At 73.7% G+C, this 17,629-nt stretch carries 10 protein-coding genes; 1 reads left to right on the forward strand and 9 read right to left on the reverse strand.

What is annotated here, in order from left to right:
* Nucleotides 1-644, reverse strand: a 644-nt coding sequence (locus tag ACZ6EG_RS25445) for a maltotransferase domain-containing protein (RefSeq protein WP_391971922.1), incomplete at its 3' end; no start/stop codon positions are given.
* Nucleotides 645-955: 311 nt separating this feature from the next.
* Here ACZ6EG_RS25445 and ACZ6EG_RS25450 point away from each other — a divergent pair.
* Entirely contained in the window at nucleotides 956-3,574 is a 2,619-nt protein-coding gene (locus ACZ6EG_RS25450; protein WP_391971921.1) for a glycosyltransferase family 1 protein, read from the forward strand.
* A gap of 30 nt (nucleotides 3,575-3,604) precedes the next feature.
* Here ACZ6EG_RS25450 and ACZ6EG_RS25455 read toward each other — a convergent pair whose 3' ends face one another.
* The 8 genes from ACZ6EG_RS25455 to ACZ6EG_RS25490 all read right to left on the reverse strand — a co-directional run bounded on the left by ACZ6EG_RS25455 (nucleotide 3,605) and on the right by ACZ6EG_RS25490 (nucleotide 17,577).
* Nucleotides 3,605-4,114, reverse strand: a complete 510-nt coding sequence (locus tag ACZ6EG_RS25455; RefSeq protein WP_053142831.1) for a DUF1990 family protein — start codon at nucleotides 4,112-4,114, stop codon at nucleotides 3,605-3,607.
* Between the two features lie 83 nt (nucleotides 4,115-4,197).
* Nucleotides 4,198-5,847 (reverse strand): M4 family metallopeptidase, encoded by a 1,650-nt coding sequence (locus ACZ6EG_RS25460; protein ID WP_469607875.1) that lies wholly within the window; start codon nucleotides 5,845-5,847, stop codon nucleotides 4,198-4,200.
* Between the two features lie 307 nt (nucleotides 5,848-6,154).
* On the reverse strand, nucleotides 6,155-8,194 hold the full coding sequence (locus ACZ6EG_RS25465) for a M4 family metallopeptidase (protein ID WP_469607878.1): 2,040 nt from the start codon (nucleotides 8,192-8,194) through the stop codon (nucleotides 6,155-6,157).
* A 304-nt stretch (nucleotides 8,195-8,498) separates the two neighbouring features.
* Nucleotides 8,499-10,373, reverse strand: a complete 1,875-nt coding sequence (locus ACZ6EG_RS25470) for an ABC transporter ATP-binding protein (protein ID WP_469607881.1) — start codon at nucleotides 10,371-10,373, stop codon at nucleotides 8,499-8,501.
* On the reverse strand, nucleotides 10,370-12,169 hold the full coding sequence (locus ACZ6EG_RS25475; protein ID WP_469607884.1) for an ABC transporter transmembrane domain-containing protein: 1,800 nt from the start codon (nucleotides 12,167-12,169) through the stop codon (nucleotides 10,370-10,372). The genes ACZ6EG_RS25470 and ACZ6EG_RS25475 overlap by 4 nt, the downstream gene beginning before the upstream one ends.
* Nucleotides 12,170-12,218: 49 nt before the next feature.
* Nucleotides 12,219-14,102: an ABC transporter ATP-binding protein gene (locus ACZ6EG_RS25480; protein WP_469607887.1), complete on the reverse strand. Its 1,884-nt coding sequence runs from the start codon at nucleotides 14,100-14,102 to the stop codon at nucleotides 12,219-12,221.
* The gene (locus ACZ6EG_RS25485) at nucleotides 14,099-15,970 is read right to left on the reverse strand and encodes an ABC transporter ATP-binding protein (protein ID WP_469607890.1); all 1,872 of its coding nucleotides are present in this window, start codon (nucleotides 15,968-15,970) and stop codon (nucleotides 14,099-14,101) included. Before ACZ6EG_RS25485 ends, ACZ6EG_RS25480 begins: the two co-directional genes overlap by 4 nt.
* Before the next feature lie 200 nt (nucleotides 15,971-16,170).
* Nucleotides 16,171-17,577 (reverse strand): sulfatase family protein, encoded by a 1,407-nt coding sequence (locus tag ACZ6EG_RS25490; RefSeq protein ID WP_469607893.1) that lies wholly within the window; start codon nucleotides 17,575-17,577, stop codon nucleotides 16,171-16,173.
* Between the last annotated feature and the right edge of the window lie 52 nt (nucleotides 17,578-17,629).

The raw sequence follows: 17,629 nt of genomic DNA on the forward strand, positions 1-17,629 counted from the left end.
AGCAGCGGCAGCGGGTCGGAGCTGGTGACCAGCTCCCGCAGCGGATGCCGGGCCAGCACCGCGTCCACCTGCGGCGTCAACGCCGCCGCCAGCCGTGACGCGGCCGGCCGGGACTCGTCCCGCAGCGCGTCGACGGCGGCGAGCAGCTCGCGCCGGTCCCCGGCGCCCGGCACGCCGGCGGCCGCCCGCTCGTACAGCCGGGCGCCCTCCTCCAGGACCAGGTCCGTGTCGATGCCCGCCGGGACCTTGATCCGCGCGTGGTGCCGCCAGGTGGTGACCGGGTCGCCCCAGGCCTCCACGGTGTAGGTCCACAGCCCCGGCTCACCGGCGGTGACGGTGGCCCCCCAGCGGTCGGTGCCGGGGGCCAGCTCGCGCATCGGCGTCCACGGGCCCGGGCGGCCCCGCGGATCTCTCAGGACTACGTCGGCCGCGACCGCGTCGTGCCCCTCGCGGAACACGGTGGCCGATATCTCGAAGGACTCGCCGGTGACGGCCTTGGCGGGCCTGCGTCCCTGGCGGACCACCGGGCGGACGTCCAGGACGGGTATCCGTCCGACGACGGTGGTGCCGTCCGCGGGCGGCACCCCGGGAGACTGCTCCGGTGGCCCCGCGGGGGGTGCTGACGAGTGGTGCGTGGCGGGCATGACCGCTCCTGTCCGCGTCAACGTGGGTGGGCGGATGACTCTGGGGAGGTGGGTCCTGCGGAGGTGCGTGTGGGGTGTACCGCAGGAGCCTTCCCCCACTCCTCGGGTGGGCAATCCGGCACTTTGTTAACTACTCACGCGTATGTCGGCACACGCGACGGCCCTGACCGGACACCTTCCCCGCCGGAAGATCGTCACGCCGATGGTTATTAGCCCGTCCGGAGACCGGGACCGACGCCGTTCAGGCCGAATCGGAGGACTGTGGGCGAAGCCCCCGGCGAGGGACACATCACCCCGGTAACGTCGTGGGGGTGAAGGCGATCCGTCGACTGACCGTCCGTCCCGTTCTCCCCGACCCCCTCCGGCCGCTCAGTGACCTGGCCCGCAATCTGCGCTGGTCCTGGCACCCGGAGACCCGCGACCTCTTCCAGTCCGTCGACCCCGAGTGCTGGGCCGCCTCCGGCCGCGACCCGGTACGGCTGCTCGGCACCGTTCCGCCCGGGCGCCTGGCGGAGCTGGCCGAGGACCGGCGCTTCCTGCGCCGGCTGACCGCGGTGGCCGACGACCTCGATCACTACATGTCCGGCGACCGCTGGTACCAGGCCCAGTCGGGCCGACTCCCCGCCGCCGTCGCCTACTTCTCGCCCGAGTTCGGCATCACCGCCGCCCTGCCCCAGTACTCCGGTGGCCTCGGCATCCTGGCCGGCGACCACCTCAAGGCGGCCAGCGACCTGGGCGTGCCGCTCATCGGCGTCGGACTGCTCTACCGCCACGGCTACTTCCGCCAGTCCCTGTCCCGGGACGGCTGGCAGCAGGAGCACTACCCCGTCCTCGACCCGCACGAGCTGCCGCTCGCCCTCCTGAAGGAGGCCGACGGCACCCCCGCGCACGTCGCCCTCGCCCTGCCCGGCGGCCGGGAGCTGCGGGCCCGGATCTGGCTGGCCCAGGTCGGCCGCGTCCCGCTGCTGCTGCTGGACTCGGACGTCGAGGAGAACGACCTCGGCGAACGCGGGGTCACCGACCGGCTCTACGGCGGCGGCAGCGAGCACCGGCTCCTCCAGGAGATGCTGCTGGGCATAGGAGGTGTCCGGGCGGTGCGCACGTACTGCCGGCTCACCGGGCACGACGCGCCCGAGGTGTTCCACACCAACGAGGGCCACGCCGGCTTCCTCGGCCTGGAGCGCATCTCGGAACTGTGCGACGAGGGCCTGGAGTTCGGGTCGGCGCTGGAGGCGGTGCGGGCCGGCACCGTCTTCACCACCCACACCCCCGTGCCGGCCGGCATCGACCGCTTCGACCGCGAGCTGGTCGCCCGCCACTTCGGCCCCGACGCGGAACTCCCGCGCATCGACGTCGAACGCGTCCTGCGGCTCGGCATGGAGACCTATCCCGGCGGCGAACCGAACCTCTTCAACATGGCCGTGATGGGCCTGCGGCTGGCCCAGCGCGCCAACGGCGTCTCCCTGCTGCACGGCGGGGTCAGCCGGGAGATGTTCGCCGGACTGTGGCCCGGCTTCGACGCCGACGAGGTGCCGATCACCTCGGTCACCAACGGGGTGCACGCCCCGACCTGGGTCGCGCCGGAGGTGTTCCGGCTCGGGGCCCGGCAGATCGGCGTCCAGCGGGCCGAGGACGGGCTGACCGTCGGCGGCTCGGACCGCTGGGACTCGGTCGCCGACGTCCCCGACCAGGACATCTGGGAGCTGCGCCGCACCCTGCGCGAGCAGCTCGTCGAGGAGGTACGGGAACGGCTTCGCGCCTCCTGGCGGCAGCGCGGGGCCGGGACCGCCGAGCTGGGCTGGATCGACGACGTCCTCGACCCGGACGTGCTCACCATCGGCTTCGCGCGGCGCGTCCCGTCGTACAAGCGCCTGACGCTGATGCTGCGCGACCGGGACCGGCTGATGGACCTGCTGCTGCACGCCGAGCGGCCGATCCAGATCGTGGTCGCGGGCAAGGCGCACCCGGCGGACGACGGTGGCAAGCGGCTGGTGCAGGAGCTGGTGCGGTTCGCGGACGACCCGCGGGTGCGGCACCGGATCGTGTTCCTGCCGGACTACGGCATGGCGATGGCGCAGAAGCTCTACCCGGGCTGCGACATCTGGCTGAACAACCCGCTGCGGCCCCTGGAGGCGTGCGGCACGTCGGGCATGAAGGCGGCGCTCAACGGCTGCCTCAACCTCTCGGTGCTGGACGGCTGGTGGGACGAGTGGTTCCAGCCGGACTTCGGCTGGGCGATCCCCACCGCCGACGGCGCGGGTACCGACCCGGACCGGCGCGACGCCATAGAGGCCTCCGCCCTCTACGACCTGCTGGAGCAGCGGATCACCCCCCGCTTCTACGAGCGGGGCGCGAGCGGGCTGCCCGACCGGTGGATCGAGATGGTCCGCCGCACCCTGAGCCTGCTCGGCCCGAAGGTGCTGGCCGGACGCATGGTCCGGGAGTACGTGGAGCGGCTGTACACCCCGGCGGCGGAGGCGCACCGCGCGATGGACCCGGACTCCGCCCGGGCCCTGGCCGAGTGGAAGGACCGGGTGCGGGCGGCCTGGCCGGGGGTGAGCGTCGACCACGTGGAGACGTCCGCGGCCGGTGCCACGGCGGAGCTGGGCTCGACGCTCGGGCTGCGGGTGCGGGTGAACCTCGGCGACCTCGCCCCGGATGACGTCGAGGTGCAGGCGGTCTCCGGCCGGGTGGACTCCGAGGACCGGATCACGGACGCGGCCACCGTGCCGCTGAAGCCGGTGGGCGGCCCCGACCTGGAGGGCCGCTGGGCGTACGAGGGCCCGCTGGCCCTGGACCGCACCGGGCCCTTCGGCTACACGGTCCGCATCCTGCCCGCGCACCGGCTGCTGGCCTCCGGGGCGGAGGCGGGGCTGGTCGCGGTGCCGTCGGACGACGTGCTCCAGGCGGCCGGGCTGCTGATGAGGTGAGCGCCGCGGGCGGCGGTGGCGCGGGGGCGGTCAGTCCTCCTCGTCGCCGCCGCTCAGCCGTCGCAGCACCGTGCCGCAGCGGCGGGCGTAGGCGTGCTGGAAGGCGCGGGCGGCCGGTCCGCCGGCCTTGGCGTACCACTTGGCGGGGCGGCTGAAGGCGGTCACGGTCAGCCAGACCGTGCCGTCGCCCGTGCGGTCGACCACGAAGGCCTCCTCGCCGGACTCGGGGTGACCGGGCAGCGTGCCGTAGGCCCACCCGGCCCGGCGGTGCTCCTCCAGGGTCCACACCACCCGGCAGGGCGCCTTGATCATTCCGGCGAGGGTGACGGTGACGTCGACGCCGGGCGCGGCGCGCTCCGCGCTCGCGTCGATGCCGACGCCCATCTCCCGGTGCATCTCCCAGGTGAGGACCGCCTCGGCCGCCCGCCGGAACACCGGTTCGCCCTCCCCGAGGCGCGTGCGGACGTGCATGGAGCGGAAGCCGGGCGGGCAGTGGCCCTGCTCGCGGGTGGCGCCGACGTCGTCGTACGTGAAGGACATGGGCACCAAGACTAGGGCGGCACCCGGGTACCGTCGGTCCCGGGTGCCGCCCGCCGTGTCGTACCCGCCGTGCCGGCCGGCGGTCAGCTCACGTTGATCGCGGTCCAGGCCGCGGCCACCGTCTTGTACTCGGTGCTGGTGGCGCCGTACAGGCTGGACGCCGCGCTCAGGGTCGCGGTGCGGGCACCCTTGTAGTTCGTCGTGGACGTCATGTACGTGGTCAGTGCCTTGTACCAGATCTGCAGCGCCTTGGCGCGGCCGATGCCGGTGACGGTGGAGCCGTCGGCGGTGGGGGAGTTGTAGCTCACCCCGTTGACGGTCCGCGCCCCGCTGCCCTCGGCCAGCAGGAAGAAGAAGTGGTTGGCCGGGCCCGAGGAGTAGTGGACGTCCACGCCGCCGAGACCCGAGGACCAGTAGTCCTTGGAGGCACCGTCCTTGCTGGGCTTGTCCATGTAGCGCAGCGGGGTGCCGTCGCCGTTGATGTCGATCTCCTCGCCGACGAGGTAGTCGCCCTTGTCGGCGGCGTTGTTGGCGTAGAACTCCACGCCGGTGCCGAAGATGTCGCTGGTCGCCTCGTTGAGGCCGCCGGACTCGCCGCTGTAGTTGAGGCCCGCGGTGTTGGAGGTGACGCCGTGGCTCATCTCGTGCCCGGCCACGTCCAGCGAGGTCAGCGGGTGGGTGTTGCCCGAGCCGTCGCCGTACGTCATGCAGAAGCACGAGTCGGACCAGAAGGCGTTGACGTAGTTGCTGCCGTAGTGGACGCGGGAGTAGGCCGCCTTGCCGTCGTTCTTGATGCCGCTGCGGCCGAAGGTGCTCTTGTAGAAGTCCCAGGTGGTCTGCGCGCCGTAGGCGGCGTCGACGGCGGCGGTCTGGTCGGTGGAGGAGCTGGAGGCCGCGCCGGTGCCCCAGACGTCGTCCGCGTCGGTGAACAGGGTGCCGGTGCCGGAGGTCTTGCGGGCCAGGTTGTACGTCTTGTGGCCGCCCCGGGCCGTGTCGTACAGCTGGTACGTCGACCCCGACTTCGTCGTGCCGAGGGTGACCGTGCCCGAGTAGAGGCTCTTGCCCGAGCCGGTCTCGATGCCCTGGTACTCGTGGAGCTTCGTTCCGGTGACGGCGTCGGTGACGACGTGCAGCTCGTTGGGGGTGCCGTCCTCCTGGAGGCCGCCGACGACGGTCTCGTAGGCCAGCACCGGCTTGCCGTCGGCCGCCCAGATCACCTTGCGGGGCACGGCGTCGGCGGCGGCCCTCGACGACCCGGCGTCCTCGGCGGCGCTCAGCGCCTGCCGTTCGGCCTGGGCGGTGCCGACCTTCGGCGTCACGCTCGCGACCTTGATCGCGGCCTTCGTCGCTCTGGTCACGCCTTCGGTCGCGCCGGACGGCGCCCGGTGCACCACGAGGTCGCCGCCGAGGACGGGCAGCCCGTCGTAGGTGCGCTCGTAGCGGGTGTGGACGCTGCCGTCGTGGTCCTTGACGACGTCCTTGACGACCAGTTTCTCCTTGGCGCCGAGGCCTATCCGCTCGGCCGTGCCGGCCGCGGTCCGCTGCTGCTCCTGGATCAGCGCGGTGCGGGCGGTGTCCGACAGCAGGACGGGGGCGCCCGGGAGGGGAGGCCGCGCGGTGACGTCGGCGGTCGCGTTGCCGGCGGTCAGGCCGGTGGTGAGCAGCGCTCCGGCCGCGACCGCGGTGGCGAGGGCCAGGGTGCTGCGCTTGTGGCGCGCGAAGAGGGGGGACACACAAGCTCCTTCGGTGGGGGACTCCGGTCGGCGTGGGTGTCCGGCCGGAGGTGACTGCGAAGTTGTGCGGCGGGTGACGGAAGACTGGCACCGAAGACGCGTACATGTCAGGAGGGTCGAATGATGTTGGCCGAAAGTCGCCGTCCAGGCGAATGTTGCGCGCACGTGAACCCGTGTGACCTCGGCAAAGAGGCAACCACTGGTGCGTATGGGCTTGGCAAAAAAGGGCGGGCGACGCGGAGGGCGCCGCCCCGGCGTGGTGACCACCGGGACGGCGCCCTGACCGTGGAGCCCTGCCGCCGGGGGCCTACGGGAAGGTGAGCTTGAAGGAGTTGATGTAACCGGTGTCCCGGGCCGCCACGTCCTGGACCCGCAGCTTCCAGGTGCCGTTGGCGGTCTCCGAGGAGGCGTTCACCGTGTACGTCTGGTTCACGTTGTCCGCCGAGTCCGACGAACTGCTGTTCTTCAGGCGGTACGCGGTCCCGTCCGGGGCCAGCAGGTCGACCACCAGGTCACCGCGCCAGGTGTGCACGATGTCCACCGCGGCCTGGAGGTTGGCGGGCGCGTTGCCGGCCCGTCCGGTCACCGTGACCGAGGAGGTGACCGCCGCTCCGTTGTCCGGGATCGCCACGTCGACGGCGTTCTCGAAGGAGGTGCCGCCACCGCCGCCGCCGGAGCGGGCGCCCACGTTGATGCCCGCCCACGCGTCCTGCACCCGCTTGTACTCGTCGCTGTCGGTGCCGTACAGCTCACCGGCCGCCGCGAGGGTGCCGGTGCGGGCCGCCGCGTAGTTGGTGGTGGACGTGAACTTGGTGGTGAGCGCGCGGAACCAGATCTTCGCGGCCTTGTCGCGGCCGATGCCGGCGACCGGGAGGCCGTCCGAGGTGGGCGAGTCGTAGGTGACACCGTTGATGGTCTTGGTGCCGCTGCCCTCGCTCAGCAGGTAGAAGAAGTGGTTGGCCGGGCCGGACGAGTAGTGCACGTCGATCCCGCCGATGCCCGAGTACCAGGCGTCCTTGGACGCGCCGTCCTTGCTGGGCTTGTCCATGTAGCGCAGCGGGGTGCCGTCGCCGTTGATGTCGATCTCCTCGCCGATGAGGTAGTCACCGACGTCGGAGGAGTTGTTGGCGTGGAACTCGACGGCCGCGCCGAAGATGTCGGAGGTCGCCTCGTTGAGCCCGCCGGACTCGCCGCTGTAGACCAGGCCCGCGGTGTTGGACGTGACGCCGTGGGTCATCTCGTGCGCGGCCACGTCGATCGAGGTCAGCGGGTTGGCGTTGCCCGAGCCGTCGCCGTACGTCATGCAGAAGCAGCTGTCCGACCAGAAGGCGTTGACGTAGTTGTTGCCGTAGTGGACGCGGGAGTACGCGCCCACGCCGTCACCGCGGATGCCGGAGCGGCCCTGGACGTTCTTGTAGTAGTCCCAGGTCAGCGCGGCCCCGTAGTGGGCGTCGGCGCCGGCGGTCTCGGCGTTGGAGGCCTGGCCGTTGCCCCAGACGTCGTCGGGGCCGGAGAAGAGCGTGCCGGTGCCGGAGGTGCCCCGGTTGAGGTTGTACGTCCTGTGGTTGCCGCGCGTGGTGTCGGTCAGCGTGTACGACGACCCGGACTGCGCGGTGCCCAGCGGCACCGTGCCGCTGTACATCGTGTTGCCGGTGCCGTTGTGGATGGCCTGGTACTCGAAGAGCTTGGCGCCGGTGGCCGCGTCGGTGACCACGTGCAGCTCGTTCGGGGTGCCGTCCTCCTGGAGCCCCCCCACGACCGTCTCGTACGCGAGGACCGGGGTGCCGTTCGCCGCCCAGACCACCTTGCGCGGGGCGCGGTCCGCCTCCACCTGCTCGGTGCCGGCGGCCTTCGCGACGGACACGGCCTGCGCCTCCGCCTTGCCGGCGGAGATCTTCGGCGTCACGGTGGCCGGCCTGATCGCCTTCGACGTGGCCTTGACGACCCGCTCGGTCTTCCCGCCGTCGACGGTGACGACCAGGTCGCCGCCGAGGACGGGCAGCCCGTCGTAGGTGCGCTCGTAGCGGGTGTGCACGGTGCCGTCGCGGTCCTTGAGGACGTCGCGGACGACCAGCTTCTCCTTCGCGCCCAGGCCGAGTTCACCCGCGGTCCGCGCCTTGGCGGCGTCGGCGTCGCGGATCAGTTCGGCGCGCTGGGCCGGGGTGAGCTTGACGGACTCGGCGCCCGGGACGGGGGCCTGCCGGGGTGCCGCGGTGGCGGCGCCGGACTGGACCGCCGTGGCGATCAGCGCGGCGACACCGGCCAGGGCGACGGCGGCGGCGCGGCGGTGGGTGGTGCGGCGGGACGTGGCGTGGGAGGTGCGTCTGTGGGGAGAACTGCTGCTCAACACTGACTCCTTCTGCGTGGCCGCGGGTCGCGCGGCCAGGGGAGACCGGCCGGCGGGTGGGCCGGCCGGGCGGTACTGGGCGGTACGCAGAAACCACGTGCTAGGAGCGGGCCACGGCACAGCGCACGGTGAGGAAGCTGTGGGGGCGCTGTGGAGCGGCCGTGGGAAGAGTGGCAGGGGAACGCGCATTCTGTCAGGAGCGCGTCAGGAAGTTGGCCGGAAATGGTTCGTTGTCCGGGCGTTCATGTTCGATATACGGAGCGGTTGCCGAGGGGTGGCGCCGACTGGGGTACTGACTGTTCGCTCAGTCAGCCGCGGGTGCGGACGACCGGTCCTGCGCGGGCTCGGGAGGCAGGCCCGCTCCGGGTCCCGGCGGCTCCCCGTGCCAGGACCCCCAGAGCGCCGCGTACGCCCCGCCGGACGCCACCAGTTCGTCGTGCGTGCCCAGCTCGGTCAGCAGGCCGTCCTCCATCACGGCCACCCGGTCGGCGTCGTGCGCGGTGTGCAGGCGGTGCGCGACGGCGATGACCGTACGGCCCTCCAGTACGGCGGCCAGCGCGCGCTCGGTGTGCCGGGCCGTCGTCGGGTCCAGCAGGGCGGTGGCCTCGTCGAGGATCAGCGTGTGCGGGTCGGCCAGCACCACGCGGGCCAGCGCGAGCTGCTGGGCCTGCGCACCGTCCGGCCGGCGGCCGCCGGTGCCCAGTTCGGTGTCGAGGCCGTCCGGCAGCTCCCGCACCCACTCCTCGGCGCCCACCGAGGCGAGCGCGGCCCACAACCGCTCGTCCGGGGCCGCCGGTTCGGCGATGAGCAGGTTGTCGCGGACCGTGCCGAGGAACACGTGGTGCTCCTGGGTGACCAGCACGACCTGACGGCGCAGCCGCTCCGGCCCGAGACCGACCACGGGCACTCCGCCCACTGTCACCGATCCCTCGGTCGGCGCGTCGACGCCCGCCAGCAGCCGGCTCAGCGTGGTCTTGCCGGCCCCGGACGGACCGACGACCGCCAGCCGTTCGCCCGGCCGCACGGTCAGGTCCACCCCGCGCAGCACCTCGCCGCCCCGCTCGTAGGCGTACCGCACCCCGGACACCTCGATCCGGTCGTCGGCCGGGACCGGGGAGTCGCCCGCCACCGCCCGCGGGGCCCGCGCCAGCCCCTCCACCCGGGCGAAGGAGGCACCGCCCGCCTGGAGCTGCTCGATCCGCATCAGCACCTCGTCGAGCGGCCCGGCCAGCTGCTGGAGGTACACGGCGCCCGCCACCACCGCGCCGAGGCTCACCGAGCCGCGCGCGTGCAGGATCCCGCCGAGCAGCAGCACGCACGCCACCGGGACGACGTAGGAGACCTCCACCGCCGGGAAGAACACGCTGCGCAGATACAGCGTGTGGAGGCGGGTGCGCCGGGAGACCTCCAGCGTGTCCCGGTTGCTCCGCACGCGCCGGTCGGCCAGCCGGAACGCCTCCACCGTGCGCGCCCCGGCCACCGTGGCGGCGAGGCTCTCGGCGACCTCCGAGGTGGTCGCGCCCTCGGCGAGGTAGGCGGCCCGCGCCCGGCGCAGGTACCAGCGCAGCGCCCCCCACACCGGCGTCAGGCCCAGCACGCCCACCACGCCGAGCAGCGGGTCGAGCACGAACACCGCGCCGGCCAGGAACAGCGCCTGCACGGAGTTGATCAGCAGTTCCGGTCCGGCGTCCCGCAGCGTCGTGCCGACGGTGGTCACGTCGGCGGTGCCGCGGGTCGTCAGGTCCCCGGTCCCCGCGCGCTCCACCACGGAGGCCGGGAGGGCCAGCGTCCGGTCCACGAACCGCTCCCGCACCCGGGCGAGCGTCCGCTCTCCGAACCGGTGCCCCACGTACCGGGCCCAGCGGGCCAGCAGCAACTGGGCCAGCGAGCACAGCAGGATGGCCAGCGCCATCCGGTCCACCGCGCCGACCCCGCCCCCCGCGCGGACCTCGTCGACGATCCGGCCGAGCAGCCACGGACCCGCGAGCCCGGCCAGGGCGGCCAGCGCGTTCAGACCGAGGACGAGCGCGAAGGCCCGCCGGTCGGCGCCGACCAGTCCGGCCGCCGCCCGGCGGACGTCGGCACGCCCGGCGACGGGGAGCTGCCCCGTGGACGTCGACGCGGATCCGGCCGCGGACCGGGATGCGGATGTGGATGCGGACGTGGACGTGGACGTCATCGGTCCTCCTCGTCGTCCCGGGCGACCAGCGCCCGGTACCCCGGCTCGGCGCCGAGCAGTTCGCGGTGCGTGCCGGTGGCGACGACCTTGCCGTCGACCAGGAGGTGCACGACGTCCGCCCGGTCGAGCAGCAGGGGAGAGGTGCAGGCCACCACGGTCGTACGGCCCGCGCGGGCGTCCCGCAGCCGGTCCGCCACCGTGGCCTCGGTGTGGGCGTCCAGCGCGGACGTCGGCTCGACGGCCAGCAGCACCTCGGGGTCGGCGAACAGCGCGCGGGCCAGTCGGACGCGTTGGCGCTGGCCACCGGAGAGACTGCGGCCCTGGGCCGCGACGGGGCCGTCCAGGCCCTCGGGGAGGGACTGGACCACGTCCTCGGCGGCGGCCGCGTGCAGCGACCGGGCCAGGTCACCCTTCCGGAGCGCCCCGGCACGCCGCCGCCCGTCCGCCGAGGCCTCGCGGCCGGCCGCACTCCCGCGGCGCGGTCCCGCACCGGCGCCGTCCGTGTCCCCCGGGTCCGTCACCGCCTCGCCGATCACCTCGCGCAGGGTGCCCGCGAAGAGGTCGGCCTCCGCGTCGGCGACCAGGATGCGGGCCCGGACCTGGGCGAGCGGCACGTCGGCCAACGGGACGTCGCCCCACCTCGCCTCGGAGGGGGCGTACCGGCCGAGGCGGTCGACGACCTCGGCGGCGTCCGCGGGACGAGCCCCGGCCAGCGCGGTCAGGCGGCCGGGGAGGACCCGCACCCCGGAGGCCGGGTCGTACAGCGGCGAGGGCTCGGCCGGGGCGTCCCGGGTGCCGGTGTCCGGGTCGGGCTCCAGCCGCAGGAACGCGACGACCCGGCGGGCGGCCACCACACCCCGGCTGAGCTGGTGGGCCATCTCGATCAGGGACGCCACCGGCCAGCCCAGCGCCACCACGTAGCCGTACACCGCCACCAGTTCGCCCACGCTGATCCGGCCCTGCGCGGCCAGCCGGGCGCCCATCCAGGTCACCAGGGACAGGAACAGCATCGGCAGGCCGACGCCGAGGGCCTGGATCCAGCTGGTCACCGCCCCCACCCGGTAGCCCTGCTCGCGCAGCCGCCCCGAGTCCCGGCGGAACGCGTCCGCGACCAGGCCCTTGCCGCCCAGCCCGTTGAGCACCCGCAGCCCGCCCGCGAGGTCCCCGATCCGCGCGGTCAGCACGGACTGCCGCTCCCGGTACTCGGCCTCCCTGCCCTGCAGCCGGCCCATGAGCGGGCCCAGCAGCACGCCGAGCACCGGCACGCCGAGCAGCACCACCAGGGCGAGCCGGGTCGACACCGACAGCATCAGCGTCCCGACGGCCGCGTAGGCGACGACCGCTCCGACGCCCGGCCCCACGGCCGTCAGGGACGTGCTGATCGTCTGCACGTCACCCACGCCGATGGTGACGACCTCCCCGGTCCCGACCTGCCGGCGCAGCGCCGCACCGAGCCGTGCGGAGTGCCCGACGACCACCTTGACCGTCCGGAAGTTGGCGTCCATCCGCACCCGGGTCATCGTGCGGTGCCGCATGATGCCCAGCCAGGCGTTGAACGCCCCCACGGCGACCAGCGCACCCGTCCACAGCGCCAGCGCGCCCAGGTCACCGGGGACCAGGCCGTGGTCGACCGCCCGCGCCATCAGGTACGGCGTCGCCGCCAGCAGCACCATCCAGACACTGGCGAGCACGGCCCCCGCCAGGCAGCGCGGCCACTGCCGCCGGACCAGCCACCCCAGGTACCGCCAGCCGCCCCGGCGGTCCGGCGTGCCGGGGTCCTCGTACGCGTCGATCACCGGTGGCTCCCCCCACTGTCCGGCGTACCGGGCCGGCGCGATCCCGCCCTCACACCAGGCTGTCCCGCCAGGCCCGGTGGAGGTCCGCGAACCTGCCGGTACCGGCGATCAGTTCCGCCGGCGTGCCGTCCTCCACGATCCGGCCGTGCTCCATCACCAGCACCCGGTCGGCGATCTCCACGGTGGACAGCCGGTGCGCGATCACCACCGCCGTACGGCCCTTCAGCACCGTCGCCATCGCCCGCTGCACCGCGCGCTCACCGGGCACGTCCAGCGAGCTGGTCGCCTCGTCCAGGATCAGCACCGCCGGGTCCGCGAGCAACGCCCGCGCGAACGCCACGAGCTGCCGCTGCCCTGCGGAGATCCGGCCGCCCCGCTTGCGCACGTCGGTGTCGTAGCCGTCGGGCAGGGCGGCGACGAAGTCGTGGGCGCCGATCGCCTTCGCGGCCCGCTCGATCTCCTCCCGGGTCGCCTCCGGGCGGCCGATGGCGATGTTCTCGGCGACCGTGCCGGAGAACAGGAACGCCTCCTGCGTCACCATCACCACCCCGCGCCGCAGTTCCGGCACGGCCAGGTCGCGCAGGTCGGTGCCGTCCAGCAGGACCCGCCCGTCGGAGGCGTCGTAGAACCGGGCGAGCAGTTTGGCCAGCGTCGACTTGCCCGCGCCGGTGGAGCCCACGACGGCGACGGTCTGGCCTGCCGGGATCGTCAGGTCGAAGCGCGGCAGCACCTCGCCGCCGGTGCGGTAGGCGAAGCGGACCCCGTCGAAGACCACCTCGCGGCCGGGGTGCTCCGACTCCCGCGCGGGCAGCTCCTTCGGAGCGGTCGGCTCGGGCACGGACGGCGTCTGCGCCAGCAGGCCGGCGATCTTCTCCAGGGAGGCCGCCGCCGACTGGTAGGAGTTCAGGAACATGCCGAGCCGGTCGATCGGGTCGTACAGCCGCCGCAGGTACAGCACGGCCGCCGCCAGGACACCCAGCGCCAGCGTGCGGTCCGCGACGCGGTGGGCGCCCCACAGCACGATGCCCGCGACGGCCGTGTTGGCGACCAGCCGCGAGCCGACGACGTAACGGGCCATCTCCAGGAGCGCGTCGCCGTTGGTCCGCTCGTGGCGCCGGTTCAGGACCGCGAACTCGGCGTCGTTGGCGGCCTCCCGGCGGAAGGCGCGCACCGGGCGGATGCCGTTCATCGTCTCCACGAACTTCACGATCACCGCCGCGATCGCCGTGGACCGCTGCCGGTACACCCGTCCCGCGCGCCGCTGGTACAGCCGCACCAGCGCGTACAGCGGCACGAACGAGGCCACCGCGACGCCGCCCAGCCCCAGGTCCAGCCAGAGCAGCAGCGCCGCGATGTAGACGAAGGAGAGGATGACCGTCACCAGCTCCTGGAGGCCCTCGTCGAGCAGTTCGCGCAGCGACTCCACGTCCGTGGTGGAGCGGGAGATGAGCCGGCCCGAGGTGTACCGCTCGTGGAAGTCGACGCTCAGCGCCTGCGCGTGCCGGAAGATCCGGCCCCTGAGGTCCAGGAGCACGTCCTGGCTGACCCGGGCCGCGGTGGCCACGAATGCGTACTGCAGTCCGCCCGCGGCCAGCGAGCACAGCAGGTACCCGGCGCCGACGGCGATCAGCGGGCCCTGGTCGTCGTCCCGCAGGGCCGGCACCGCCCGGTCGATGGCGTACGCCACCAGCAGCGGGCCCGCCTGCACGGCCGCCTGTTGGAGGAGCAGGAGGAAGGTGGTGAGGGCGACGCGTGCCTTCAGGGGGGCCAGCAGGGAGCGGAGCAGGGCGGCGGTGGCGCCCGGCGGGCTCGGCAGGACGTCCTGGTCGAAGAGGTCGTCGGCCGCGCGGGTCTCCGCCTCGGCCGCCTCGGCAGCCTCGTCTCCGTCTCGCGGTCGTCCCCGGTCCGGCGCGGTGGCCGTGGGCGCGGTCATCGGCCCTCTCCTTCCCGGTGTTCCCGGCGTTCCCGGAGCGCCGGGCGGTCGTCGTGCCCGTCGAGCCCGGACATCAGGTGGGCGTACTCGGCATTGGCGCGCAGCAGTTCCTGGTGGGTGCCGACGGCGGTGATGCGGCCGTCCGAGAGCAGGGCGACACGGTCGGCGAGCAGGACCGTGGACGGGCGGTGCGCCACGATCAGGGCGGTGGTGTCCGCGAGGACCTGTCGCAGGGCGGCCTCCACGGCGGCCTCGGTGTGCACGTCCAGCGCGGAGAGCGGGTCGTCCAGGACGAGGAACCTCGGCCCGCCGACCACGGCCCGGGCGAGCGCGAGGCGTTGGCGCTGGCCGCCGGAGAGGCTGAGGCCCTGCTCCCCGACCTGGGTGCCGGTGCCCTGGGGGAGGTCGTGCGCGAAGCCGGCCTGCGCCACGTCCAGCGCCCGCCCCAGCTCCTTCTCGCCGGCGCCCTCCGCGGCCCCCATCAGCACGTTCTCCCCGACGGTCGCCGAGAAGAGGGTGGGCTCCTCGAAGGCCACGGCGACCATGGAGCGCAGCTCCTCGCGGGACAGGGCGGTGATGTCCTCGCCGTCCAGCGTGATCCGTCCGGAGGTCGCCTCGTGCAGCCGGGGGACGAGCGCGATCAGCGTCGTCTTGCCGCTGCCGGTGGCCCCGACCAGGGCCATGGACTCACCGGACCGGATGTGCAGGTCGACGCGGTCGAGGACGGGCGGGGAGCCCGGGGGCGCGTCGGGGTAGCGGAAGCGGACGCCCTCGAAGCGCAGGCCGTCCCCCCGCGCGGTGCCGCCCCGCGACGCCGGCGCGGACGGCCCCTGCTCCTCGGCCCGCGCGGACGGTCCCTCCTCCTCGACCGGCGCGTCCATCACCTCGAAGTACCGGTCCGTGGCCGTCGCCGCCTCCTGGCTCATCGCCAGCAGGAAGCCGATCGACTCGACGGGCCACCGCAGGGCCAGCGCCGTGGACAGGAACGCCACCAGCGTCCCCGCCGACAGCGAGCCGTCCGCCACCTGCACCGACCCGACGACCAGCGCCGCCCCGATCGCCACCTCCGGCAGCGTGACGATGACCGCCCAGATCGCCGCCAGCAGCCGTGCCTTGCGCAGCTCCGTCCCCCGCAGCCGGTGCGACAGCTCGTGGAAGGCCCGGGCCTGGCTGCGGTGCCGTCCGAAGCCCTTGATGACGCGGATGCCGAGGACGCTCTCCTCGACCACGGTCGTCAGATCCCCGACCTGGTCCTGCGCCCGCCGCGCGACCTGCGAGTACTTCTTCTCGAAGATCCCGCACATGATCATCACGGGGATGGCAGGACCGAGGATCACCAGGCCCAGCGTCCAGTCCTGGACCAGCATGATGCCCACACCGACGAGGATCGTCACGCCGTTGACCAGCAGGAACGTCAGCGGAAAGGCGAGGAACATGCGCAGCAGCATCAGGTCCGTCGTGCCGCGCGAGAGCAACTGGCCCGAAGCCCACCGGTCGTGGAAGGCCACCGGAAGCCGTTGCAGGTGCCGGTACAGGTCCGCCCGCATCCCCGCCTCGACCGCGGACAGCGGCCGGGCCACCAGCCACCGCCGCAGCCCGAACAGCAGGGCCTCCGCGAGCCCGAGCAGCAGCAGGTACAGCGCCCCGAGCCACACACCGGCCGGGTCGCGGTCGGCGACCGGCCCGTCCACCATCCACTTCAGGACGAGCGGGATCACCAGACCCAGGCAGGAGGCGAGGATCGCCACGCCCGCGGCGGTCGCCAACCGCACCCGCACGGGCCGCACATAGGGCCACAGCCGCAGCAGCGCGCGAACGGTGGACCGGTCCTGGGCGGGGGTCTCGGCGGAGGCGGGTGTCGTGGACATCAGCAGCGAGCCTACGGTTCACCACTGACACTGCCCAGCGAGTTTCCGCGGCACCCGGGGTCGTACGGGCGCATCGGACGACCGGCCGGTGCGCCCGTCGGACACGACGGCCGGCGCACCGCGCCCCCCTCCGCACCCGGGAGGCCGCCGCCACCGGCTCCGGTGGACGGACGGCCTCCCGGGGTGCGACCCCGCGGGGCTCAGGCCGCGGGGTACGGCAGCAGGCCGCCGTCCACCTTCTCCCAGGCCGCCCGCAGTTCGGCGAGCAGCAGGGGCCGTTCGGCGGCCAGGTCCGCCTGCTCGCGGGCGTCGGCACCGAGGTCGTACAGGTGGTCCCTGCCGTCCGCGTCCCGGTAGTACTTCCAGTCGCCCCGGCGCAGCGCCCGGTTGCCGCGCACCCGCCAGAACAGGTCGCGCTCGGGCACCTCCTCGCCGCGCAGGAGGTAGCCGGCCAGGCTCCGGCCGTCCAGCGGGTACTCCGGGTCCGGCCGGGCACCACCCAGCTCCAGCAGGGTCGCCGTCCAGTCCGGCGAGTACACCGGCTCGTGGCTGACCTGCCGGCCGTCGACGCGGGCCGGCCAGCGCAGCACGGTCGGTATGCGGATGCCGCCCTCCAGCAGCTCGGACTTGCCGCCGCTGAGCGGCCACTGGTACGAGAAGCGCTCGCCGCCGTTGTCGCTGGCGAAGACCACGATGGTGTTCTCCTCCTGGCCGGAGCGGCGCAGCGCGGCGAGCACCTTGCCCACCGAGGCGTCCAGGTCCTCGACCATCTCCTGGTACTTCTCCACCGAGCCGCCGTCGCGGTGCAGCAGCGCGCCCAGCACGTACCCGGTGCGGATCTCGGCGGCGATCTCCGCGCCCTTGCGCTCGTCGTCCTCGGTGAGCCACGGCCAGTGCGGGGTGGTGTAGTTGAGGTTGAGCAGCCACGGTCGGTCGTGGTCGCGGCCGACGTACTCGACGGCGCGCTCGGTGAGGACGGTCGTGTAGTAGCGCAGGTCCTGGTAGGTGGTGTCGCCCTCGTACAGGTCGTAGTCGCCCAGCTGGCCCAGCTTGGAGAAGTACTCCAGCGCCCCGCCGAAGTTGCCGAAGAACTCGTCCCAGCCGGACTTGGTGGGGCTGTGGTCCGGCAGCCATCCGCAGTGCCACTTGCCGATCAGGGCGGTGGCGTACCCCGCCCCCTTCAGCAGGGACGCGAGCGTCGGGTGGTCCGGGTCCAGGCCCTGGGACCGGTCGCCGAGTGGCTCGGCCAGTCCGCCCTCCGTACGCCCCGGGAAGCGGCCCGTGTACAGGCTGAACCGGGTCGGGGAGCAGGTCGCCGACCCCGCGTAGGCCTGTGTGAACCGGACCCCCTGCGCCGCCAGCCGGTCCAGGTGGGGCGTGCGGATGTGCGGCGCGCCGTAGGAGGACAGGTCGGCCCAGCCGAGGTCGTCGCCGAGGATGAACAGGACGTTGGGGCGTCTGCGTGGTCCGGAGCCGGGGCGGGCCCGGAAGGGGCGTTCGACGGGAGCGGGCGCGGCGGAGGCGGCGGACGCGGACGGACCGGTCACGGCCGTCACCGCACCGCCGCCGAGCAGGCCGCCGAAGACACGACGGGACATCTCAGACATGCGTGATCCCAGGGGAAGGAGGAGCGAGAAGAGAGGAGAGGGAGGGGAGGCG

The organism is Streptomyces sp. NPDC041968 (assembly GCF_055589025.1).